We start from the raw sequence: 21,234 nt of genomic DNA, 5'->3' as shown, positions 1-21,234 counted from the left end.
CGGGCGCCGTCAGCAGGGCAGGACGAGCCAGGCGGAAAGGAGAACGGCCATGTGCGGACCCGAGTTCATCACGCCGGAGACCCGCAGGAGGATCGCGGCGTACGCCGCCGAGTTCCGGAAGGTGACGCGGAGCCCCTTCGGCGCCGAGGACGAGATCGGCATGCTCAACCTGTTGTCGCCGGCGTCGGCGCGGGAGGTCATGCGCCGAGCCGACGGCGGCGCCGCGATCGACCTCTCCGTGGACATGTTCATCGGCATGCCGTCGTGGATCAAGGCCGGCGATCCGGCCTTCCAGCAATGGATGACCCACACCCCCGGCGGCACCGTCCTGGACGACCTCACCGGCGCCGGTCGCGCCCAGAACCAGCTGGTCTCCTACTCAGGCGACGCCGTGTCGATGTATACCCACACGGGGACGCACATCGACACGCTGAACCACTTCGGGTATAACGGCGAGATCTGGAACGGATTCTCCGCGGCTCAGCACCTCAGCTCGCGGCATTGGACCAGGTGCGGCGCCGATAAGATACCGCCGATCATCGGCCGGGGTGTGCTCTTCGACGTGGCGGGCCTGCACGGCGTCGACATGCTGCCGGACAACTACGGAATCGGAGCCGACGATCTCCGCAACGCGCTTCGGCGACAGGGCACGTCGTTCGTCCCGGGAGACATCGCCCTTGTCCGCACCGGACGAATGACCCAGTGGCCTGACCCGCGACGCTACATCGACAACAGTCCGGGCCTGAACCTCGAGGGCGCGCAGTATCTGGCCCGGGCCGGAGCGGCGGTGATCGGCGGCGACAACTCGGCACTGGAGCAGATGCCCGCCGACGATCCCGAGAACTGGCAGGTGGTCCACACCTACCTGCTCGGCGAAGCCGGTGTACCGATGATGGAAATCGTCGACTGCGAGCGGCTCGCCGCCGATTCGCTCTACGAGTTCGCCTTCATCGGCGCCTGCCTGAAGATCCGCGGCGCGACCGGGGCGCCCATGCGTCCACTCGCGATGCCGTTGGCCGGCTGAGCGCCGCGGCGCTCACAGCTCCAAATCGTCAGCATCCCGTACATGTAAGAGGTGCCCCTTCCATGCCTGCACATGAGTCCGTTTCCGCGATCGACCGCAGCCGGACCGCTTACGGCGACGACGGCTTCAGCCGGTACCTTCGCCGCGCGTTCCTCGCTTCGGCGGGTTATGACGACGTCGATCTCGACCGGCCTGTGATCGGGATCGCGGTCACGACGTCTTCCTACAACACCTGTCATCGGGAGATGCCGGCGCTGCTGGAAGCCGTTCGCAGGGGCGTCTTCGAAGCCGGTGGCCTGCCGATGGAGTTCCCGACGATCTCCCTCGGCGAGATCCTTACCTCGCCCACCTCCATGTTGTTCCGCAACCTGATGGCGATGGACACCGAGGAGATGATCCACGCGCTGCCGATGGACGCCGCCATCCTGCTCGGCGGATGCGACAAGACGGTTCCCGCCCAGCTGATGGCTGCGGCCTCGGCGGACAAGCCGGTCCTGCTGGAGGTCGTCGGACCGATGATGACCGGCAGCTGGCGCGGCGAGCGGCTCGGCGCGTGCACCGACTGCCGGCGGCTGTGGGGAGAGCACCGGGCCGGGGCCCTGGACGCCGACCAGATCACCGAAGCCCGCAGCGAACTGGTGGCAACCGCGGGGACCTGTGCCGTCATGGGTACCGCATCCACCATGGCCTGCATGACCGAGACCCTGGGCATGATGCTTCCCGGCGGAGCCACCCCGGGCGCCGTGACGGGCGCGCGCCTGCGGCACGGCACCGCAACCGGACGCCGTGCAGTCGAACTGGCCCGGCAAGGGGCGCCCCTGCCCCGGCAGATTCTGACCAGGCAGGCGTTCGAGAACGCTGTCAAGGTGCTCGCCGCGCTCGGCGGCTCCACCAACGCACTCGTGCACATGGTCGCCGTGGCTCGACGCGCAGGCGTCGACCTGTCGCTCGACGAGTTCGACACCATCGGCGCCAAAGTGCCGCTGCTCGTCGACTGCAAGCCGTCAGGCGCCAACTACATGGAGGACTTTCATCGCTCGGGCGGCCTCCCCGCGCTGCTCAAGGAGCTCGAACCACACCTGGAGACATCGACGGTCGGCGTCAGCGGGCGCCCGCTCGCCGAGTTGCTCGCGCAGACCCGCCCGCGCGAGGACTGGCAGCAGGTCATTCGTCCGCTCAGTGACCCACTCGGCCCGCCTGGGGCACTGGCGGTACTGGCCGGGTCGCTCGCTCCCAACGGCGCGGTGATCAAGACCTCGGCGGCCAGCCCCGAGCTGCTGCGACACACCGGCCCCGCCTTCGTGGTCGAAGCCGGTCAGGACATCGCCGCGATCCTCGACGATCCTGATCTGGACATCACGCCCGACCATGTTCTCGTACTTCGTGGGGCCGGGCCGGTCGCTGCGGGAATGCCCGAGGCCGGCGCCCTGCCCATCCCCCGGAAACTGGCACGGCAGGGTGTCCGGGACATGGTCAGGGTCAGCGACGCGAGGATGAGCGGCACCTCGTACGGCACTGTCGTACTGCACTGCGACCCCGAGGCGGCCGCCGGCGGGCCGCTCGCCGTGGTCCGTAACGGAGACCTGATCCGGCTGGACGTGCCCGCCCGGCGGCTCGACCTTCTCGTGGACGAGACCGAAATCGTCCAGCGCATGCGTGACTTCACACCGGCCGCGCTTCCCGCCCGGGGCTGGCGACGGCTCTACGCTGAGACGGTCCTGCCGGCCAGTCAAGGCGCTGATCTATCCTTTCTGTAGCCCTGCCGACCGAAACCTGGGGAATGATGGTGCCGGCGATTTTTCCGTGTAACAGAGGTCGCAGTGACCTCTCGTGCCTCGCCGATGGAAAGAGTGAGCGCGCGTGAAGCCGCTGTCCAGCGATCAGGCATCGCTGACCGGGCGTGTCTTCGACCAGATCAGGGACGCGATTCGCTCCGGTGAACTGGTTCCCGGCTCCTTGTACTCGGTCGTCGAGATCGCGAACCAGCTCGGCGTGTCGCGCACACCCGTGCGCGAGGCGCTGCTGCAGTTCGCGGCGAACGGGATGGTCCGGTTCGAGCGCAGCCGCGGCGTGCGTATTCTCGAACTGTCGGTCAAGGATATCGAAGAGATCTACTCGTTGCGACTCCTCCTTGAGGCGCCGTCGGCGTACCGCGCCGCGACACGGATGAGTGATCGTGATCGTGCTGTGCTGACGAAGGCGTTCGACGGCATGCGCAAGGCGTGCGATGCCGGCGACGAGCGGCTGTTCCAAAAGCACGATCTCGTCTTCCACGAGGCCATCGTGCGGGCAGCCGGCAACGAACGCGTCGTGCAGGTAGTCGCGAACACGCGTTCCCAGATGCACGCACTCGGCCTGTCGACCACCAAGACCCGGACACTCGCCGACATTCTGGCCGTGCACGAGAAGATCTACGACAACGTCATCGCGAGAAACGCCGCCGGCGCCGGCGAGGCGGTGCAGGAACACCTCATCGGCACGCTCGAAATGCTGGTGCAGCAGTCGGCGGACCACGACCAGGCCAACGGCAAGTATCAACCCCCAGTCATCCGCCTGAAGATGCTCGAATAGTTACGCCGGACGGCCCATCCCTGGCGAGCCCATAGCGTTGGTGGCATGAGCCATGACGTGACCCGAGCCGAAGGACTAAGCAAGAAGTTCGGGCAACGGCACGCGATGGACCGGGTCGACCTCCAGGTGCCGGCCGGCTGCGAGTATGGGCTGTTCGGGATGAACGGCGCTGGCAAGACGACGCTGGCAAGACGACGCTGATCCGGATGCTGTTGGGGCTGACCCGCCCGAGTGCCGGGCAGATGTGACTGCTCGGCCTGCCGGTGCCCGAATGGCGCATCGAAGCGCTGCGCCGGGTGGGCGCGATCGTAGAGGTGCCGCAGTTCCACTCTCACCTGTCCGGCCGGGACAACCTGCGTGCCACGGCCGCGTGCCGGGACCGGGACGCGTCCGGGCGCGTCGAAGCGGTACTCGACCGCGTCGGTCTCGTGGACCGTGCCGGCGATCGAGTCGGCGGCAAACAGGCGCTGTTGCGTTTGCCGATCGGAGGGCGCGTTGAAGCGAGCGCCGGTCGGTCTTCAGATGGCGGTGGCCAGTTCACCGAGCGCCGCAGCGACGCGGTGGCTGCGTAGGGCGTCGAGTCCGAGTTCGTAGTGCCCGCGTCGTAGGTTCTGCATGAACGCGTGGCCGGCGATGATCGTCTGGGCAGTCCGGTCGGTGCGCAGGCCGCGCATCGGTCTGAGTCGGTGCTTGAGCAGGCTGTGGTCAGCCTCGATCGTACCGCTCGACGTGGTGCCACGCCGATGGGATCAGTTCGTCGAGGACGGCGGGGTAGACCGCGGCGGCGTCGGTGACCACCTCGGTGGGCTTGACCTTCAGCGTGGACAGCGCCCGGCGGAAGAACCGCCGGGCCGCGTCTGCGTCGCGGCGGACCGAGACGAGCACGTCGATAACCTGGCCGTGCTGGTCGACGGCGCGGTACACGTACCGCCATACGCTGTTGACCTTCACGTACGTCTCGTCGACGAACCACCGGTCGCCTGCCGAATGCCGACAGAACCTGGCCGCGTCGGCCAGCAGCGGCACGAACCGCTGCACCCACCGGAAGATCGTGACGTGGTCGACTTCGACACCACGCTCGAGCAGCAGTTCCTCAACGTCACGGTAGGACAGGCCGAATCGCAGGTACCAGCGGACCGCGACCACGATCACCTCAGGCGGAAATCGGAACCCGGCGAACGCTGACGTCGGCGGCATCATCGGGCGTTGGTGGGTAACAACCTTCATCGCTCAAGCCTGTCTCGATCTTGCCCACGGTCAACGCAACAGAGCCTGCAGGAGCGGCGATGGCGTTGCGGACTCGTACTTCGAGCGGCCGCATACCGACGGCTCAGGCGAAGTAGCGAGCGAGTGAGGTGACGACCGCGGCCGGGCGGTCCGATCCATCAATCTCGATCGTGCTGTCCAGCTTCAGCTGGACGGCGCCCTCGACCCGCCTGGCCTCCGCGAGCCGCGCCGTGGCGCGGATCCGGGAACCCTCGAGGACCGGGCTGATGAACCGCACCCGGTCCAGACCGTAGTTCACCGCGAAGGACACGTTCTCGACGCGGTACAGCCGGGTCGTGAGCTCGGCGAGCAGCGACAGGGTCAGGTAGCCGTGCGCGATTGTCCGCCCGAAGGGGCCGGAGGCGGCGCGGACCGGGTCGACGTGGATCCATTGGTCGTCTCCGGTCACGTCAGCGAATCCGTCGATGCGCTTCTGGTCCACCAGGATCCAGTCGCTGGCTCCGAGATCCTCACCCGCAGAGTCGACCAGATCGGTCAGGCCATCGAAGACCCGCATGCGCTGCTTCCTTCCTCATCGTCAGGTGTCGTGGGTGACGAGCGGTGGAGCGCTGGGCCCGGCCTGTTCGGGCCCAGCGTGTCCATCACTAGGGCTGCTGAGCCAGTTCCTTCGGCTTGCCGTTGACGAACTGGAACGCCACCAACGACTTGCTGAACCCGTCGCGCCCGTCGGCGAAGTTGATCAGCGCTCCCGCCTTGCCGGCGGCGCCGGTGAAGGGCGTGATGCCGTCGATCGCCTTGGCGAGCTCGTCCCCGTCGGTGCTGCCCTTGCTCGCGTCGAGTCCCTTCTTCAAAACGGTGAAGGCATCCCAGGTGGCGCCGGCCTGCTCGGCCAGCCCGAGGGCGAGATCGTCCGCGCTGCCGCCGTACTCGGCGGCGTACGCCTTGATGAAGCTCTGGTACTCGGGCTTGGACGGCTGCTGGTTGGCGAGCGTGTAGATCGCCGGCAGCCTGGTGTAGGCGTCGCCGCCGATCTTCAGGGCGTCCGGTGCGATCAGCGAGCCGAACCCGACGACCGGCACCGTGACTCCGGCCTCCGCCATCGTCTTGAGCATGAGGCCGGCGTCGGCTGCCGCCGACCCGATGTGGACGACAGCGTCGGGGTGCTCGCTCTTCAGCTGGGACACGGCTGAGGTCAGGTCGGTCGCGCCGAGCGTGTAGTGCACGGTCTCACCCGGATCCAGGCCCGCGCGCTTCGCCTGGTCGACGATGGGCTGCCACAGCGTCGACCCGGTCGGCCCGTTGTCGGCGGTCACCACGGGGTGCTTGTACCCGAGCGACTTGAGCAGGTCGATCATCTGGACCGGGTAGTCGCTCTGGTCGACCGTGGTGCGGAACGTGTATTTCGCGCCGTCCATCAGCGCGGGCGAGATCGTTGACGAGTTGATGAAGACGATCTTCCGCGGCTCGACGAGCTTGCGGATGGCGAGGCCCTCGATGCTGGTGTAGCCGCCCATCATGACTTCGGCCTTGTCCACCGTGATGGCCCGCTGGGCGACCTTGGCCGACTCGTCGGCGGTGAGCTTGTCGTCGTACACCTTGAGCGTGAGCTGCCGGCCGCCGGCGCCGCCGTTCGCGTTGATCGTCTTCACGGCCAGCTTGGCGGTGTTGACCATCTGGTCGGCCACGGCGGCGTTGCCGCTGGTGAGCGGGGCGGCAAAGCCGATGACCAGAGGCTTGTCGCCACCGCTCGAGGCGTTGCTGCCGTCTTTGGAGCCGCAAGCGGTAAGCGTCATTGAGGCGGCCAGCGCCAGGGCGCCGAGGCCGATTAAGGATCTGAACTTCACGAGAGGCTCCTTGGCGGGGAATGACCCAGACGTCCGATTAGTTAACATGCCTAAGCATTAGGAAATGGTGCCGCATATGGCTGGTGTCGAGGGGTGCGGAGACGGTTGCCGAACAAATGGAGCGATGAACGGTCGCGGGCTCAGCCGGAGGTGGGCTGAGGCCGCCACTGGGGAAGGCCGATCCCGTCGGCGATCCGCAGCTGGTAGGCCTGCACGCGCTGGCCGATGTGCACCTCGTCCACGGGGCAGTCGGTGATGTTGCCCATCACCCGGGGCCCTTCGTCGAGGTCGACGAGGGCGATGACATACGGCGCCTCCTCGTCGAACCCGGGCATTCCGGCCTGCCGGACGACGGTGAAGGTGTAGATGGTGCCCCGCCCACTGGCCGCCTCCCACTCGGGTGTCGCCGCACATGTGCTGCAGACAAGGCGGGGGTAGTGCTGCGCGTTGCCACAGGCAGGGCAGCGCTGGATCAGCAGCGTTCCGTCGTAGGCCGCCCGGAAGTAGGTGATGCTGACGGGGTCGAGCTCGGGGACCGGCTTCACCCACGTGTCGGCGACGTCGACGATCTCGAGGGTGTGCTGCTGGCCGCGGATGTTCTCGGATGCCATCTGTCTCACCTGTTCTTTCCGAGGATCGTGACCCCGATCGTCGAGAACCAACCACCGGACCCGGCGGCAAGCGCCACCTCGCAGTCCGGGACCTGCACCGCGCCGGCCTGCCCGCGGAGCTGCCGGACGGCCTCGATCAGCAGGAAGATGCCGCGAAGCCCTGGGTGACAGGCCGACAGGCCACCACCATCCGTGTTGATCGGCAACCGGCCCCCCAGACGCAGGTTGCCCTCCTCGGCGAACGGTCCCCCCTCGCCCGGCTTGCAGAAGCCGAGGCTCTCCAGCAGCAGGATGACCGTGATGGTGAAACTGTCGTAGAGCATGGCCATGTCTACGTCGTTGGGGCTCAACCCTGCCCGCGCGAACGCATCCGGCCCCGATCGCGTCCCGGCCGTCGTGGTCACGTCCGGCGCCTGGGAGATATTCCAGTGATTCTGACGGGCCGCCGTCCCCAAGATCGAGACGAATGGCTGCTTGAGGTCGCGAGCGCGCTCCTCAGTGGTCACGATGACCGCCCCACCGCCATCGGTGACCGCGCAACAGTCGAAAAGATGCAGGGGATCGGCGATCATGCGCGAGTTCAGGACGTCATCGACCGTCAGCGGCTTGCGATAGATGGCCTGCGGATTGTGGGCGGCGTGCTCGCGGACCGCGACGGCGACACTCGCAAGCTGTTCCGGAGTGGTGCCGTACTCGTACATATGGCGCTGAGCGGCCATCGCATACGCCGCGACGGTCGTCTTGCCGTATGGCTCCTCGTAGGCCGCACCGCCGACCGGCTTGCGGCCGTATGCCGTACCGAGGCTCCGCCCCATCCGCGTGAGCAGGTCGCTGCCGTAGGTCAGCAGGATCGTGTTCGCCATGCCGGATCTGATCGCGGCCTCGGCGTGCTGTACCTGGAACTCATAGGCCGATCCGCCGGTGTACGTGCCCTCGATCCATTGCGGGTCGAGGCCGAGGTACTCCGCGGTCTCCGGCAGGTCCACGCCTGGGACACCAGGAATCCAGGCCTCAGCACACCCGAACCCGTCGATGTCATGCTTGCTGAGCCCGGAGTCGGCCAACGCTCGTTGCATGGCCTGGGCCTGGTGCCCAAGCGCGTCGAGGTGGGGCGCCTTGGGACCGTCGGACAGTCCGATGCCAGCGATGACCGGGGTTCGGTCAGGACGTGTCACAGGTCAGCTCCTCTTGTGGTTATGGAGTACGGCGGACGGGCGTGCCGCCGGCACGGATTCGGCACGCAGCCAACCGGCTCCACGATCGTCGCGAATCAGGGCAGGTTGCGCAGTTCGTGCTTCTGGACCTTGCCCGAGGCGGTCCGCGGCAGTTCCGGGAGCACGCGCCACAAGGTCGGGATCTTCTGCTTGGCGAGCTTGGCCTGATCCAGGTACGCCGCCATCTCGGCGTCGCCAGGCCACTCGCGGCCGGCAGCCAAGGTGACGAATGCTCCGACGACCTCGCCGAGCCGCTCATCGGGCAGTCCGACGACGGCCGCCATCTCGACGGCGGGGTGCCGCTGGATGAACTCCTCGATGTCGCGCGCGGAGAACTTCTCGCCCGCGCGGTTGATGATGTCCTTGGTGCGACCCGTGATGCGCACACGGCCGTGCCCGTCGACCCGCCCGAGGTCGCCGGTGTAGAACCAGCCCTCGTCATCCATCTGCTCCCGGGTGAGTCCAGGATCGGTGTAGCCGATGAGAGCCTGCGGGCCGCGGATCCGCAGTTCGCCCTCCTCGCCCGGGGGGAGCAGCCGACGATCCGGGTCAACTGCCTGGATCTCACTGCCGGGAACGACAGCACCGTCGTACTCGGCCCTGATGTCGAGCGGCTCGGTCGGCGCTACCCACGAGACTCCCCCACCGGTCTCAGTCATGCCGTAGCCGCGCAGCGCCGTAATCCCGACCTCCCCTGCCGCCCGGATCAGGTCGGGCGCGGTCGAGGCACCCCCGGACATGAAAACGGTGATGGGGTGCCCGGTCCCGATGCCTTCGCGATGAGCCGCGACCAGGTCGTGGAGGAAGACCGAGGCGGCGGTGGTGAAGGTGCAACGCTCGCGCTCGATGATGCGCGCCGCCTCGGCCCCGTTCCAGGTCGGCATCACGACGATCTTGGCGCCCATGGACGCCGGCCAGACGATGCCGGCGACGAAGCCAGCGAGGTGCGAGAGCGGCGAGGCGCAGAAGAACACATCGTTCGCGCCCAGCGACATCGTGTGGCGGATGCTGCGCGCGTTCGACACGAACCCCCGACCCGTGAGCTCAACTCCCTTCGGCGCCGAAGTCGTCCCTGACGTGTACAGCATCAGGCCGCACTTCTCGGGCTCGAGCGGGTCCGGGAGGGAGACCGGGGGCCGCGGGGCATCCCGCTGCGGGAAGGAGCGCCAGCCGGGACGCGCTTCGCTCAGGCCGACGCAGAAACGCGCCACCGGTCCCCACGACGCGCCATCGAGGATGCCGTCGAGCTCGTCGGCAGGACGCCGGCCCCGATTCTCGGCGATCGAGATCACCGCGCGTGGCTTGCAGTCGTTCACGATGTGTGCCATCTCGTGCTCGCGGTAGATCGGCACGACCGGCACGTTCACCGCACCGATGCGGAAGGCCGCCACCTGGCCCAGCAGCGCTTCGGCCAGGTTCGGCAGCTGGATGAGGACGCGGTCGCCACGGACGACCCCTGCTTCGACCAGGTGCGCGGCAAGCACATCGGCCCAGGCAGCGAACTCGCCGTAGGTCAGGCGAAGGTCGCCGATCACGAGGAACTCGCGATCCGGAGTGCGCTCGGCAACGTCGAACACCCACCACCCGAGGCGTTCGGACGTCCAGTACCCATGGTCTCGGTAGTAGGCCTCGCGGTCGGCCTTTGTCGTCGGCGCGGGAGCAGGCATGCTCATTCCTCTCGTCGCGAAGGGTGCGGGACGGCAGGGCGGTCTCGGTTACGAGGACATGACGCACGTCACTCATTAGTTAGCCATGTATAACATCGGCAATGACCTGGCGCAACGACCCGAGCATCCCTTTACATGGCTAAGCAGATGTGTTTCAGTGCCGGTGACCCCACGCGGAGTACCCGCGGACTGAGCCGCGCGAGCACCGGGAAGAAGGACAGTCATGGATGAACTGAAGAGGAAGGTCGCCGTCGTCACCGGCGCCGGCCAGGGCATCGGACGCGCCGAGGCGAGGGCGCTCGCCCGGGCGGGCGCCCATGTGGTCGTGAACGACGTGGGTAAAACGCCGGACGGCCGGCCCGTCGCCGACGACGCCGTCGAGGAGATTCGCGCGGCCGGGGGGAGCGCCGAGCCCAACACGGACGACATCTCCACCTGGGACGGCGCCGAGCGGCTGATCAGCCAGGCTGTCAACGTGAACGGCAAGCTCGACGCCCTGGTCTGCAATGCCGGGATCATCCGGGATCGCACCATCGTCAACATCTCCGAGGCCGAGTGGGACGCGGTGATGGCCGTCCACCTCAAGGGGCACGCCGGCCCTCTGCACTTCGCGGCAGTGCATTGGAAGGCGCTGCACCAGGAGTCCGGGAAGCCGGTCGACGCAACCGTGGTGACGACCTCCTCGGAGGCCGGGCTCTACGGCAACTTCGGGCAGGTCAACTACTCGGCGGCCAAGGCCGGCATCGTCGCTCTCACCCAGGTCGCGGCGCGCGAGCTCGCACGCTACGGCGTGCGAGCCAATTCGATCTGCCCTCGCGCACGGACCGGCATGACAGAAGGCGTCGTCGAGGGCATGGAGCCGGCCGAGGGATCGGTCGACGAATGGGACCCCGAGAGCGTGGCCGCCCTGACGACCTTCCTCGGCTCGGAGTACTCCCGCGGGATCACGGGCCAGGTCTTCGTCGTCCACGGCCCGACCGTGTCCCGCATGCGGGAGTGGACGCCGGCGGACGAGATCACCGGCACCAAGGCACTGCGACTGGGTGACATCATCGCCCAGCGCGAACGGCTCGGCTCGGCCGAGGACACCACGCTCGTGGACTTCGCCGAGGCAAACGCGAGGTCGGGTCGCATGGCCCAGGCCTGACCGGGCTCAATCAGCTCGACAAAAACGGTGGCCGGCCCTTGGGGAACGGCCACCGTTGCTGTCACACCCGTCAGCCTCCGACGATGATGGCCGCGGCCGGGCACCCGGCCGCGGCCGCGACAGCCGCGTCGCGGTCGCCGGCGCTCACCCGATCCTGCAGGACGACCACGGCGCCCTCGTCGTCCAGGTCGAAGACTGAGGGCGCCACGATGATGCAGTTCCCAGAACCTACGCAGACGTCCGCGTCCGCAGTGACGATGGCCTGGTCGTTCTCGGACATGTCTCTCCTCCTGCTGTAGGCCGGTCACCCGCTGTGCCGGTAACCGGGTTCCGGCGACCACAGCACTGGGGTCCCCGGTCGAACACGAACCCGGCGCTGCGATCGAAGCCGCACCAGGTGGGCCAGGGTTTCGGCCAGCGCCAGTCGCCTGCGCTGGCCGGTGGTCTCCTCCCACGAACGCGACCAGGTCAGCCGGCGTGCAACGTGCCAGACGGTGACCGCATCGTCGGCCTCGACGAGGACCGCCTCGATCTCGGCGAGTCGCGCCTCGTGGTGACGACGCATCGCCTCGACCCGCGCCGGCAGGTCCCGGAAGCGGTACTCGTGCCCGGGAAGCACCTCGACGTCCACATCCCCCGCCCAGTCCGCGACCTCGGTCAGCGACCGCAGGTACTCGTCCAGGGCATCGCGGTCGCAGCTGTACGTGCCGATCGTCGGCGTGATGCGCGGAAGGACATGGTCCCCGGTCAGCACCACCCGATCCCCCGGCACGCGCAGGCACAGGTGACCCGGGGTGTGCCCGGGCGTCCAGAGCGCCTCGATTCGGCCTCCCGTCAGCCGGGCCACGTCCGCGGCGTCGAGCCGGTAGTCGGGCTCCAGGACCGAGATACGCCGCGAGTACACCGGGTCGAACCGAAGTGCCGCACGCTCCGTCTCCGGTATGCCGCACTCGGCCGGCCACATCCAGTTGCGACGCTCGACGGCCCTCCCGTCGCGCAGCTGGTCGAGCAGGTCGGCGTCGGCACGGTGGACGCCGACCCAGCATCCCGACGCTTCCCGCACCCGGACGGCGAGACCATGGTGGTCGGTGTGGGCGTGAGTAACCACGACCCCCGTCACGTCGGCCAGGTCGAGGCCCGAGTGGGTGATGCCGTCCCGGAGCGCCTGCCAGCCCACGTCGGCCGGCCAGCCCGGGTCCACCATGACCAGCCCAGCGCGGGTCTCCACCACGTAGCAGTTCACGTAGCGCAACGGACTGTCGGGCATCGGAACCGGGATCGACCAGATGCCGGCGCGGACCCGTTCCGCATCGGGGAGTTGGCGGGCGGCCCAAGCGGCGTGCTGCTCCGCGCTGGACGGCGCCGCGCCGGCAAGGGCGGTCAGGACGCCGTCTCCAGTGCGGGCTCGACCACGACGTTCAGGGGGCTGAACGAGCGCGGCATGTAGCCGCGGTAGGTCGCCGGCTCGGCGTCGCCGTCCCAGCGGAGGGAGGCGTAGCGCTTGAGCAGCTGCGAGATCACCTCGACTTCCTCGCCGCGGGAGAGGGCGGCACCGACGCAGTACCGTGGACCGACGTTGAACGCGACGTGCGTCTTGAGGTTGCGGCGATCGAGATCGACGGTCTCGGGGTCGTGGAACTGCCGCGGGTCACGGTTCGCGGCACCGTTGACCGGGTGGACCCGATCGCCCTTGCGGATCAGGTGGCCCGCCACCTCGACGTCCTGCGTTGCCACGCGCACCCGGAACTGCACCGGAGCGAGGTAGCGCAGCACCTCCTCGCCGAAGGCCACGATCTGACGCTCGTCCCCGCGGATCCGATCCTGGAGCTCGGGGTAGTTCAGCAGGGTGTAGATGGCGTTCTTGAGGAAGTGCGCGGTGGTGTCCGTGCCGGCGAAGAACAGCACTCGCGCCTGGGCGAGGATCTCCGCTTCGCCCCACTCCTCCAGCACGCCCTGCCCCTGCTCCCACAGCACCGAGATCAGGTCGTCGCGGGGCTCGTCCCGGCGGGCCCGGATGACCGGAAGGAGTACCTCGTTGAGGGAAGCAGCCGCGGCGGCGGCCTCGGCGTACGCCTCGTCGTCCTCGCCGAAGGTCTCCGTCCACCGGAACATCGTGGAGTTCCAGCGGCGGCACTTGGCCATCAGCTCCTCGTCGTGCCAGTCCAGGCCGAGGAGCGCGGCGATGACGTCGCTGGGGACGACCGAGGCGAACTCGGCGGCCAGGTCGATGTGCGTGCGACCCTCGATCGCGTCGAGCCGGGTGCTCACGAGTTCGGCGATGAAGTCCGTTCGGTACCTGCGGACCGTCACCGGCGTGAAGTGCTGCAGCAGGAAGTTGTGGACGGCGTGGTGCTGCTCTCCCTGGAGGAGCAGCACGCCCTTCGGCCCGCCGTAGACGTCCGCCGCACCCTTCAGCTCGAAGTACGGATGGGCGAAGACGTCCTCATTGAGCTGGATGTACCGGCACTCCTCGTAGCCGACGACGATCCAGGCGTTCATGCCCTCGTCCCAGTGCACGGGGCCGCGGGCGAGCCGATCGGCGAAGAAGGGGTACGGGTCTTGGTCGCGGGCTTCCTTCAGGCTCTTCATAGCGGGATCGGCCTCCAGGGGTGGATGGGATCAGGCGCCGCGCGACGACGCCGGGGAGCTTGACACCAGAGGGGTGTCGACGCCAGTGGGTCCGAGGTCGTTCGATCCGCCGGGGTGGCCCAACGCCTCGTCGCGACCCGGGAGGGGCTCCAGGAAGAAGCGGGCGTTGTCCTCGATGAACGCCGCCTGGCTCTCGGGGACGTCGTCGTGGTACTTGATTGCCGTGACCGGACAGACCGGCTCGCAGGCACCGCAGTCCACACACTCGTCGGGGTGGATGTACGCCTTGCGGGCGCCCTCGTAGATGCAGTCGACCGGGCAGACCTCGACGCAGCTGCGGTCGAGGACGTCGATGCAGTCGCCGTAGATGACGTAGGCCATGTGGATGCTGACTTCCTAGTGGGAGGAACGTGGTGATGTACGCCTGACGCCCGGCACGCCGACGCGACGCAGGGTTGCCCAGTCGGGAATCTTGGTGCGCGCGCGGCCGAGCACCTGACCGCGGCTCAGCTCCTCCGAGTCGATCGACAGCCAGCCGTCGTACGTGACCGGCCTGACGCCGCGCTCGGCGAGCACACGGTCGACCTCGTCGGGCGCGACACCGCGTGGCGGCCGGCCCTCCAGGTCGGCAAGGATGCTGACGACCGTGTCGGCGGCGCAGGCCCGGTTGGTCCCGACGACCCCGGACGGTCCACGCTTGACCCAACCGGCGACGTAGTGACCGTTGAGGGCCCGGCCGTCGGGGCCGAGTACCCGACCCGCGTCGTGCGGGACGCGGCCGAGGTCTTCGTCGAACGGCAGCGTGCCGACCGGCGTGCTGTGGTAGCCGACCGACCTGACGACCATGCCGGCCTTGAGTTCGGTGACCTCTCCGGTCGGAACCACCGCACCGTCGACCTCCTGCATCTTCTCCAGGCGTACGGCGGCGACGGCGCCACCCGCTTCGAGAAACTCGACCGGGCGGGACCAGAAGTGGAAATGCAGGGTCCGCTGACCATCCACCACCTCGCGCGCGGCGAGGTCAGCGAAGGCCTTGAGGTTCGCCGCCGTCATCGGGTCCTCCGACCCCGCAGGCAGCAGGCCCGCATCGAGCTTGGTGGCGACGTGGTCGAGCTCGAGCAGCTCGCGCAGCTCCTTCGCGGTGAACTTCGCGTGCTCAGGTCCGCGGCGGCAGACCAGGTGCACGTCGCGGACACTGCTGTCTGCGAGCCGGTCCAGGACATGCGGCGGCATGTCGGTCTGCGTCAGGTCCTCTGCCGACTTCGCCAACAGGCGCGCCACGTCCAGAGCGACGTTGCCGGCGCCGATCACGACAACCGACTCCGCGGCCAAGGGGAACGACTCCGCGGCCTGAGCATGGTCGGGGTGGCCGCTGTACCAGGCAACGAAGTCCGTGGCTGAGCAGACCCCGGCGAGGTCCTCACCCGGGATGGAGAGCCGGCGGCCGACGGAGGCGCCGGTTGCAAAGACCACGGCGTCGTAGAGCTCGCCGAGCTCGTCGGTCGTCACATCGACGCCGACGTGGACGTCGCCAAGGAACCGGACCTGAGGACGCTCGAGCACCTTCTGGAGCGCGACGATGATCGACTTGATCCTCGGGTGGTCGGGCGCGACGCCGTACCGGACGAGGCCATACGGCGTGGGCAGACGATCGTAGATGTCAACTGACACGTCGATGCGGCTGCGCACGAGGGCCTCGGCCGCATAGACGCCCGCCGGGCCCGACCCGACGACTGCGACACGGTAAGGGATCATCCGCTCCCACTCCCAACAATTACTTAGCCATGCAAACTTAACCTGGCGAAGCAATAGGCGTCAACGGTCACATTCAGGCCGGCCGCACCGCCGACGCAACGACTGCACGCGTGCCTTCCGCCGCAAGTCGCGCCGCATCCGAGGTCGGCCGTTGCCAGAGCTCGTCGGAGTAGACCTCGATCGAGAACGGCGCATCGACTCCCGGCCGGTCGAGGGCCGTCACGAACGAACGCAGGTCGAAGTCACCGTCTCCCGGCAGGACTCGGTGGTGGACGGCGTCGACCATCCGGTCGGGGTTGACGGGCGGGATCGGCCCGTCGTTGAACTGCACCATGAACACCCGCCCGGCCGGCACCGTCCGCAGCAGCTCGAGGTCCGGCCGGCCACGGAAGAAGTGCCAGCTGTCGATGCACAGCCCGCCGTTGTCGCGGTTCGCGTCGGTCACGACGGCCAGCCCGGTCGCGAGGTCCGGGATTCTGCTGTACGGAACGAACTCCAACGCCACCTTCAGCCCGTGGCCGGCCGCCCGGTCGCACAGGCTCGCGAAGGCTTCGGCCACCTCCGGTCCGACCGGCCGGGCGTCGAAGGTGCCGACCGTCTGCGCGAACGGCACACCGAACGTGTCGGCCAGGTGGAACGCGATCCTCTCGATCTCCGGGTCGGCGTAGACCAGACCCGGACGGCTCGGGATGCCGGCCGGTCCCGGTACACCATGGAAACCGAACAGGACCTCCACCTCGTTGATCCGCACGTCCCATTCGGCAAGGACCGCGGCAAGGTCACGATCCTTCCATCCGTCCGCCACCAGGGCCTGGTAGTAGGGAATGGCGAGGCCGATCCCGTCGTACCCGGCCTGCCGGGCCGCGGCGACGCGGTCGGGGAACGAGGCGTTGCGAACGGTGCCCCAGGCCAGGACCAGCCGCGGGCCGCGAGCGAAGCTCGACGACGATGGCACCTGACTACTCCTCACGCTGACCGGCCCGCGCGAGGATCGCGCGGGCGCGTACACGTACGGGCGGGTCCACGAGCTGGCCCTCGAAGCGCGCGACCGCACCGCCGGCCGCCAGGACCCCGTTGGCCCAGGCAAGCTCATCGGCGGTTGGACGGAGCGCCTCGTGCACGAGCGGCACCTGCCGGGGGTGCAGGCACAGCTTGCCGTGCAGCCCGATCTCGGCCGCCCGGCGGACGTCGGAGCGCACGGTTTCGTCGTCGTCGAGCGCGACGGTCACGCCGTCGACCGGCGAGGCGATCCCCGCCGCGGCGGAGGCGATCACGAGCTGCGTCCGGATCGCGAGCAGCGAATCCCAGGTCGGTTGCGCGCCGAGCGCTGCGGCGAGGTCGAGAGTCCCGAGGACGAGACGTGGGACCGCTTCGTGACGGGCCAGCGCCCGGATCCCCTCGAGCGCATTGGGTGTCTCCACCAACGGCAGCACGGGTACGCCGAGCCGGTGGTGGACATGGCCGATCTGGTCGGCGGTCTCGGCCTTCGCCAGCATGACCGCGACCAGTTTCGCGGTCCCGGCGAGCGCCTCGAGATCGGCCTGATGGTCGTCGATCTCGGCGCCGTTGACACGGACGACCGCCGGGGACCGGGCAAGCCATTGCCTGGTCGAGGCCCTGGCCGCGGGTCGGGCTTCTGGAGCGACCGCGTCCTCGAGGTCGATGACCACGAGGTCGGCGCCGGACCGCGCTGCCGATTCGAATCGGTCCGGACGGGAGCCCGGCACGAAGAGCAGAGAGCGCGCTGAGCCGATCATCCGGCGGAGCCGGTTAGATCGGGCAGCACCCGGCGCTCCACGAGCGTCCTCAGGGCGTCACGGAAGGTTACCTCGGTGTCGCAGACCCGGGTGTAGCCCGCCTGCTTGACCTTGACCGTGCTTACCAGCGCTGGTGGTGGCGTCGTCGTCAGGCCGTAGCCGAAGGTGTAGTCGGCGTACTGGTGGGACTGGCCGAGGACGTCAAGCAGCGAGAGTGGCCGAAGCCGGTGCTTGGCGACGATGTCCTCCCAGGCGCCGGCCAGGCGGGGAAGCTCCTCGGCCAGGCTCATCGGCCGGGGCTCCGCGCACGGCACTCCCATCGCGCCGGCCAGGGCCGGCCAGAGCTCCTGCCAGGAGAACACCTCCCCGTTCGTCAGGTTGAAATGCTCGCCCCAGGCCGCCGGCGAGGTCGCCGCCCATACCAGCGCGCCCGCCACCACCCGCGCGTCCACGACCTGGCGGACCGGATGGATCGCGCCGCCCGGGAAGCCGAACGGGATTCCTGTCGCAACACTGAGCGCGGCGAACGCACCGATCACCGGAGGCGTGCAGTAGGCAACGCCGTACGCCGGTCCGACGACCTGCACGGGCCGGAAGATGGTCCAGTCGAACGCGTGGCGATCGGCCAGCTCCCGGAGCAGGTCCTCCTGGTGCCAGTAGAAGTTCTCATGCCCGTCGCGTGGCGCCCGCTCCCGCGCCGGGATCGGGATCGGGTGCAGGTGGGCGCCATACGCCTTCGTTCCCTGCATCACGGTGACGTGCCGCAGCCCGCCGTCGGCGGTCAGCGGAGCGAGGACGTTCCCGAGCATTGCCCGGTTGGTCGCCATCTGCTCAGGGTCGGACCAGCCGGCGACGAGCTCCGGCTTCTCGTACGCCGCCGCGTAGACGAGATGGGTCGGCCGTGGATCAAGGGCAGCAACGGCGTCCCGGGTCGCGGCCTCAGTCGTCAGGTCCACCGGAACGTGCTCGAACCGCACCGACCGGTCCACCTCGGGAGCGCGTCGCGAGAACGCGACCACGTGCCACCCTTCGGCGGCGAAGGCGGCGACCGCCGCGGTTCCTATGAGCCCGCTGGCACCAGCGACCAGCACTCGCCCAGCACTCATCATGTCTCCTTCACGCCGGTTGGAGGCCCGGCAGATCGGACTGGTCGGGTTCTGCAAGAGCGCCGGAGGCCGACACCCCTCCCTCACCGGTAGCGACCTCGACGTCCGCCTGTCCCCCGTCGCCCGGACGGCGGGCCCAGATCGTCTGCGACCCGACCGCCGGCGCGAGCAGCCGGTAGGAAAAGACCTTGCCCAGCAGCTCGCATCCGCGCGTCCGGAGGTCCTCGGCCATCAAGACCGCCTGCAAGGGACCATGGATCACCAGATCGTCGAAGCCCTCGGTACGCGCATGGTCGCGGTCGTAGTGGATCCGATGAGCGTTGTAGGTGAGTGCCGAGAACCGGAAGAGCAGGACCGGGTCAACCCTGAGCGAGGTACCTCGGCCGGCTGCGCCAGAGTCTCCCGGCCCACCCGTGCACCCGATCAGCGGAGCCGAAGCCGGTCGCTCGGGCCGATAGACGATCTCGTGGTCGTCCCGCACCGCCAGCTCATCGTCCTGGACGTACTCGTGACGCACTGTGACGAAGCGGAGGTGCCCGCTTCGTCCCTCCGTTTCCCGCGAGGTGAGGATCCGGGAGGTTCGGGTGGCCTCCCGGCCGACGACGAGTGGCCTGCGGTGCCACACCCGGCCGCCGGCGAACATGCGACGTGCGCCGGCGGCCGGCGGTGTCGGCAGCCCGACGAGCGGGTGGCCGTCGGCCCCGATCAGATGCTGCGGAACGGCCTCAAGCAGCTGGGTGATGTGCCACATGGGTGGGACTCGCTCCGGCGACGCCGGCCGGACATCCAGGAGCCCGGCCAGCGCGTCGACGGGGTGGCGACCTATGACGTCCGTGCGGACCTGGACGTCCCCACGACCTTCGAGGTCCGATGATGCCATCGGGCCGGCGACTCAGAAGGGGGGAAGCAGTTCGACGTCCTGCGGAGCGCTCACGAAGTAGCGCTCGACCAGGCGTCGAGCAAGCTTCCAGGCGCCCGAGCGACGCTCGTAGACGTCGTGGTATGTGCAGCTGACCCAGCTGATCTGGCCGGAGGGGTGCACGCACACCGCGATGGCGTCGCTGCGACCGATCGCACGATCAGGGTTCTCGAAGTGGGCCGTGTGGTTGGTGGTCCAGTGGTAGGTCTCCTTCCACACCTTGCCGATGACCTCCTGCGAACGACGGATCTCCTCCGTGCCGTGGAAGTCGCCGCGCCCGCCCGGGATCAGGTACTCGGCGTCGTCGTGCCAGATGCTCATGAACCGGTCGATATTGCGGCGGTCGGTGCCCTCGCAGTAGCCGGCGATGATGTCGGCGATCGCGGCCCGGCTCTCGATCTCGTCGATCCGCTCCTCGAGGGACCGGCCCTGGATGCTGGTCGTCATGGCGCTCAGCCCTCGACCCGCGGCTTGGTCCGGAACTTGGCGGGGTAGTTGTCCGGCAGGTCCTCCTCGGCCAGCGGGACGATGTGGTGGTCCAGGACGTAGCGGTCCTCGCCGGTGGCCCTGTCGTCCTCGTTGAACTCCCAGAAGACGACGGTCCGGGCCGACAGCACGTAGAAAGGGCTCGCGGGCGAGCTGTCATCGACGAAGCCCATCTTCCGCGCGACCTCGGCGGTCAGGATCTGCCGGAAGGTGCCCTCGGTGACGATGTCGTAGTCGCCGACCACCACGCGGGTCTTCTTCGACTCGATGACGTACGAGCCGTTGTTCACCATCTCGGTGTAGTTGGCGCGAACCTCGTCCAGGCCCTTCGGCCCGGTGTCACCCTTGACGTTGCCGAAGACGCCGTACTCGTGGTACTGCGGATCATCCGACAGCGTCGGCAGCACCATGTCCAGGTCCGCCAGCACCTCGCCCTTGGAGTGGGAGACGACCGTCTCGAGATGCTTGCGCTGCAGGGGCGTCTTGGCCTTGTGCATGTGATCCGCGAAGCTGGTGTAGGTCAGCTCCGGCCTGAAGTCCTTCACTATCTCTCCTCAGGGATACGAGACCATCATGTGACGGTCGCAACAATTTATCTAGCCATGTGAAACAAAACTAATCGCTGAGTCAGGCATCTGCAAGGCTGTGCGGCGAACGAATGCACAGGTACGCGGACACTTCGACCAACCAGGAACGCCCCGGCACGGCCGCGACACCCGGCCACCTGAGCACGTGGCGTCGAGAGGCCTGATAGGCGCATACTTAGCCGGGCGAAATTAACCGGGTGAAGGCCCAGATCGGGGTAAGGATGACCACGACCACCAGCGACTCTGCCGGCGGCGTCAGGCACAAGCACGCCATCCGGCGCGAGGACCTGACCCGCCTGCGGATGACGCTTGGCCGCCTCGGACGCGTCCTGCGGCAGCAGAACGACGAAGGCCTGAGCTACGCCCTCATCTCACTGCTCTTCAACATCGGGCGCAGCCAGCCTGTCTCCGCCGGCGAGCTCGCAGCATCGGAGGGGGTCTCCCCGCCGTCGGTGACCCGATCGCTCAACCGCCTGATCGAGCTTGGCTACGTCTCACGCACCGCGGATCCCGCCGACCGCCGTGCCGCCCTGATCGAGCTGACGCCCAGCGGCCTCGAGGAGCGCGAGAAGGCGCTGAAGAGCCGCGAGCTCTGGCTCCAGGAGCACCTCGGACGACTCAACGACACGGAGCTGCACAGCCTGCTCGCCGCACTGCCTGCGCTTGAGCGGCTGTGCGATCCCGAGCTCCCGCGCCAGCCCTGAGGGCAAACGCGGGGTTCGAAGTGGCG

Annotated in this window: 24 protein-coding genes and 1 pseudogene; 7 read left to right on the top strand and 18 right to left on the bottom strand. The window is 68.4% G+C overall.

The window, feature by feature from the left end:
* Positions 1 to 9: 9 nt before the first annotated feature.
* Complete coding sequence (locus tag ABT369_RS50760; RefSeq protein WP_350624644.1) at positions 10 to 162, bottom strand: hypothetical protein; 153 nt, start codon at positions 160 to 162, stop codon at positions 10 to 12.
* On the opposite strand from ABT369_RS50760, the gene ABT369_RS50755 reads away from it, so the two are divergent.
* The 5 genes from ABT369_RS50755 to ABT369_RS50735 all read left to right on the top strand — a co-directional run bounded on the left by ABT369_RS50755 (position 161) and on the right by ABT369_RS50735 (position 4,167).
* Positions 161 to 1,024, top strand: coding sequence for a cyclase family protein (locus ABT369_RS50755; RefSeq protein ID WP_350624642.1), 864 nt, complete (start codon positions 161 to 163; stop codon positions 1,022 to 1,024). The two genes, ABT369_RS50760 and ABT369_RS50755, sit on opposite strands and share 2 nt — an antisense overlap.
* Positions 1,025 to 1,086: 62 nt before the next feature.
* Entirely contained in the window at positions 1,087 to 2,781 is a 1,695-nt protein-coding gene (locus ABT369_RS50750; protein ID WP_350624640.1) for a dihydroxy-acid dehydratase, read from the top strand.
* Between the two features lie 103 nt (positions 2,782 to 2,884).
* A complete protein-coding gene (locus ABT369_RS50745; protein WP_350624638.1) occupies positions 2,885 to 3,595 on the top strand; it encodes a GntR family transcriptional regulator in 711 nt (236 codons plus the stop codon).
* 45 nt (positions 3,596 to 3,640) lie between these two features.
* Positions 3,641 to 3,796, top strand: coding sequence for an ATP-binding cassette domain-containing protein (locus tag ABT369_RS50740; RefSeq protein ID WP_350624636.1), 156 nt, complete (start codon positions 3,641 to 3,643; stop codon positions 3,794 to 3,796).
* 62 nt (positions 3,797 to 3,858) lie between these two features.
* Positions 3,859 to 4,167 (top strand): hypothetical protein, encoded by a 309-nt coding sequence (locus ABT369_RS50735; protein ID WP_350624634.1) that lies wholly within the window; start codon positions 3,859 to 3,861, stop codon positions 4,165 to 4,167.
* On the opposite strand, the pseudogene ABT369_RS50730 reads toward ABT369_RS50735, so the two are convergent.
* The 6 genes and pseudogenes from ABT369_RS50730 to ABT369_RS50705 form a co-directional block, all read right to left on the bottom strand.
* A pseudogene (locus ABT369_RS50730) lies at positions 4,114 to 4,792 on the bottom strand (IS6 family transposase). The gene ABT369_RS50735 and the pseudogene ABT369_RS50730 sit on opposite strands and share 54 nt — an antisense overlap.
* Before the next feature lie 133 nt (positions 4,793 to 4,925).
* A complete protein-coding gene (locus ABT369_RS50725; RefSeq protein ID WP_350624632.1) occupies positions 4,926 to 5,378 on the bottom strand; it encodes a MaoC family dehydratase in 453 nt (150 codons plus the stop codon).
* Positions 5,379 to 5,466: 88 nt separating this feature from the next.
* Positions 5,467 to 6,666, bottom strand: coding sequence for an ABC transporter substrate-binding protein (locus tag ABT369_RS50720; protein ID WP_350624630.1), 1,200 nt, complete (start codon positions 6,664 to 6,666; stop codon positions 5,467 to 5,469).
* 140 nt (positions 6,667 to 6,806) lie between these two features.
* Positions 6,807 to 7,277, bottom strand: a complete 471-nt coding sequence (locus ABT369_RS50715) for a Zn-ribbon domain-containing OB-fold protein (RefSeq protein WP_350624628.1) — start codon at positions 7,275 to 7,277, stop codon at positions 6,807 to 6,809.
* A 5-nt stretch (positions 7,278 to 7,282) separates the two neighbouring features.
* Positions 7,283 to 8,452 (bottom strand): acetyl-CoA acetyltransferase, encoded by a 1,170-nt coding sequence (locus tag ABT369_RS50710; protein ID WP_350624626.1) that lies wholly within the window; start codon positions 8,450 to 8,452, stop codon positions 7,283 to 7,285.
* A gap of 95 nt (positions 8,453 to 8,547) precedes the next feature.
* Positions 8,548 to 10,158 (bottom strand): class I adenylate-forming enzyme family protein, encoded by a 1,611-nt coding sequence (locus ABT369_RS50705; protein ID WP_350624624.1) that lies wholly within the window; start codon positions 10,156 to 10,158, stop codon positions 8,548 to 8,550.
* A 223-nt stretch (positions 10,159 to 10,381) separates the two neighbouring features.
* Between ABT369_RS50705 and ABT369_RS50700 the strand changes: the two genes are divergently transcribed.
* Complete coding sequence (locus ABT369_RS50700; protein WP_350624622.1) at positions 10,382 to 11,305, top strand: SDR family NAD(P)-dependent oxidoreductase; 924 nt, start codon at positions 10,382 to 10,384, stop codon at positions 11,303 to 11,305.
* A gap of 70 nt (positions 11,306 to 11,375) precedes the next feature.
* On the opposite strand, the gene ABT369_RS50695 is transcribed toward ABT369_RS50700, so the two are convergent.
* The 11 genes from ABT369_RS50695 to ABT369_RS50645 form a co-directional block, all read right to left on the bottom strand.
* Complete coding sequence (locus tag ABT369_RS50695; RefSeq protein WP_350624620.1) at positions 11,376 to 11,585, bottom strand: ferredoxin; 210 nt, start codon at positions 11,583 to 11,585, stop codon at positions 11,376 to 11,378.
* A gap of 24 nt (positions 11,586 to 11,609) precedes the next feature.
* Positions 11,610 to 12,572 carry an MBL fold metallo-hydrolase gene (locus tag ABT369_RS50690; protein WP_350624618.1) on the bottom strand — a complete coding sequence of 321 codons (963 nt, stop codon included), beginning with the start codon at positions 12,570 to 12,572 and terminating at the stop codon, positions 11,610 to 11,612.
* A gap of 113 nt (positions 12,573 to 12,685) precedes the next feature.
* A complete protein-coding gene (locus tag ABT369_RS50685; protein ID WP_350624616.1) occupies positions 12,686 to 13,894 on the bottom strand; it encodes a cytochrome P450 in 1,209 nt (402 codons plus the stop codon).
* A gap of 30 nt (positions 13,895 to 13,924) precedes the next feature.
* The gene (gene fdxA / locus ABT369_RS50680; RefSeq protein WP_350624614.1) at positions 13,925 to 14,275 is read right to left on the bottom strand and encodes a ferredoxin; all 351 of its coding nucleotides are present in this window, start codon (positions 14,273 to 14,275) and stop codon (positions 13,925 to 13,927) included.
* A gap of 15 nt (positions 14,276 to 14,290) precedes the next feature.
* The gene (locus ABT369_RS50675) at positions 14,291 to 15,649 is read right to left on the bottom strand and encodes an FAD-dependent oxidoreductase (protein WP_350624658.1); all 1,359 of its coding nucleotides are present in this window, start codon (positions 15,647 to 15,649) and stop codon (positions 14,291 to 14,293) included.
* Between the two features lie 73 nt (positions 15,650 to 15,722).
* The gene (locus tag ABT369_RS50670) at positions 15,723 to 16,604 is read right to left on the bottom strand and encodes a sugar phosphate isomerase/epimerase family protein (protein WP_350624612.1); all 882 of its coding nucleotides are present in this window, start codon (positions 16,602 to 16,604) and stop codon (positions 15,723 to 15,725) included.
* Between the two features lie 4 nt (positions 16,605 to 16,608).
* Complete coding sequence (locus ABT369_RS50665; protein WP_350624610.1) at positions 16,609 to 17,406, bottom strand: HpcH/HpaI aldolase/citrate lyase family protein; 798 nt, start codon at positions 17,404 to 17,406, stop codon at positions 16,609 to 16,611.
* Complete coding sequence (locus ABT369_RS50660) at positions 17,403 to 18,512, bottom strand: NAD-dependent epimerase/dehydratase family protein (protein WP_350624608.1); 1,110 nt, start codon at positions 18,510 to 18,512, stop codon at positions 17,403 to 17,405. The genes ABT369_RS50665 and ABT369_RS50660 overlap by 4 nt, the downstream gene beginning before the upstream one ends.
* 10 nt (positions 18,513 to 18,522) lie before the next feature.
* The gene (locus ABT369_RS50655) at positions 18,523 to 19,263 is read right to left on the bottom strand and encodes an HTD2 family dehydratase (RefSeq protein WP_350624606.1); all 741 of its coding nucleotides are present in this window, start codon (positions 19,261 to 19,263) and stop codon (positions 18,523 to 18,525) included.
* A gap of 141 nt (positions 19,264 to 19,404) precedes the next feature.
* Positions 19,405 to 19,878 carry a nuclear transport factor 2 family protein gene (locus tag ABT369_RS50650; protein WP_350624604.1) on the bottom strand — a complete coding sequence of 158 codons (474 nt, stop codon included), beginning with the start codon at positions 19,876 to 19,878 and terminating at the stop codon, positions 19,405 to 19,407.
* Between the two features lie 5 nt (positions 19,879 to 19,883).
* The gene (locus tag ABT369_RS50645; RefSeq protein ID WP_350624602.1) at positions 19,884 to 20,462 is read right to left on the bottom strand and encodes a hypothetical protein; all 579 of its coding nucleotides are present in this window, start codon (positions 20,460 to 20,462) and stop codon (positions 19,884 to 19,886) included.
* Between the two features lie 263 nt (positions 20,463 to 20,725).
* On the opposite strand from ABT369_RS50645, the gene ABT369_RS50640 reads away from it, so the two are divergent.
* Entirely contained in the window at positions 20,726 to 21,208 is a 483-nt protein-coding gene (locus tag ABT369_RS50640) for a MarR family winged helix-turn-helix transcriptional regulator (protein ID WP_350624600.1), read from the top strand.
* The last annotated feature ends 26 nt before the right edge of the window (positions 21,209 to 21,234 follow it).

This window comes from Dactylosporangium sp. NPDC000244 (assembly GCF_040300725.1).
Classification (GTDB): Bacteria; Actinomycetota; Actinomycetes; order Mycobacteriales; family Micromonosporaceae; genus Dactylosporangium.
This window is presented reverse-complemented; position numbering and strand designations above follow the sequence as displayed.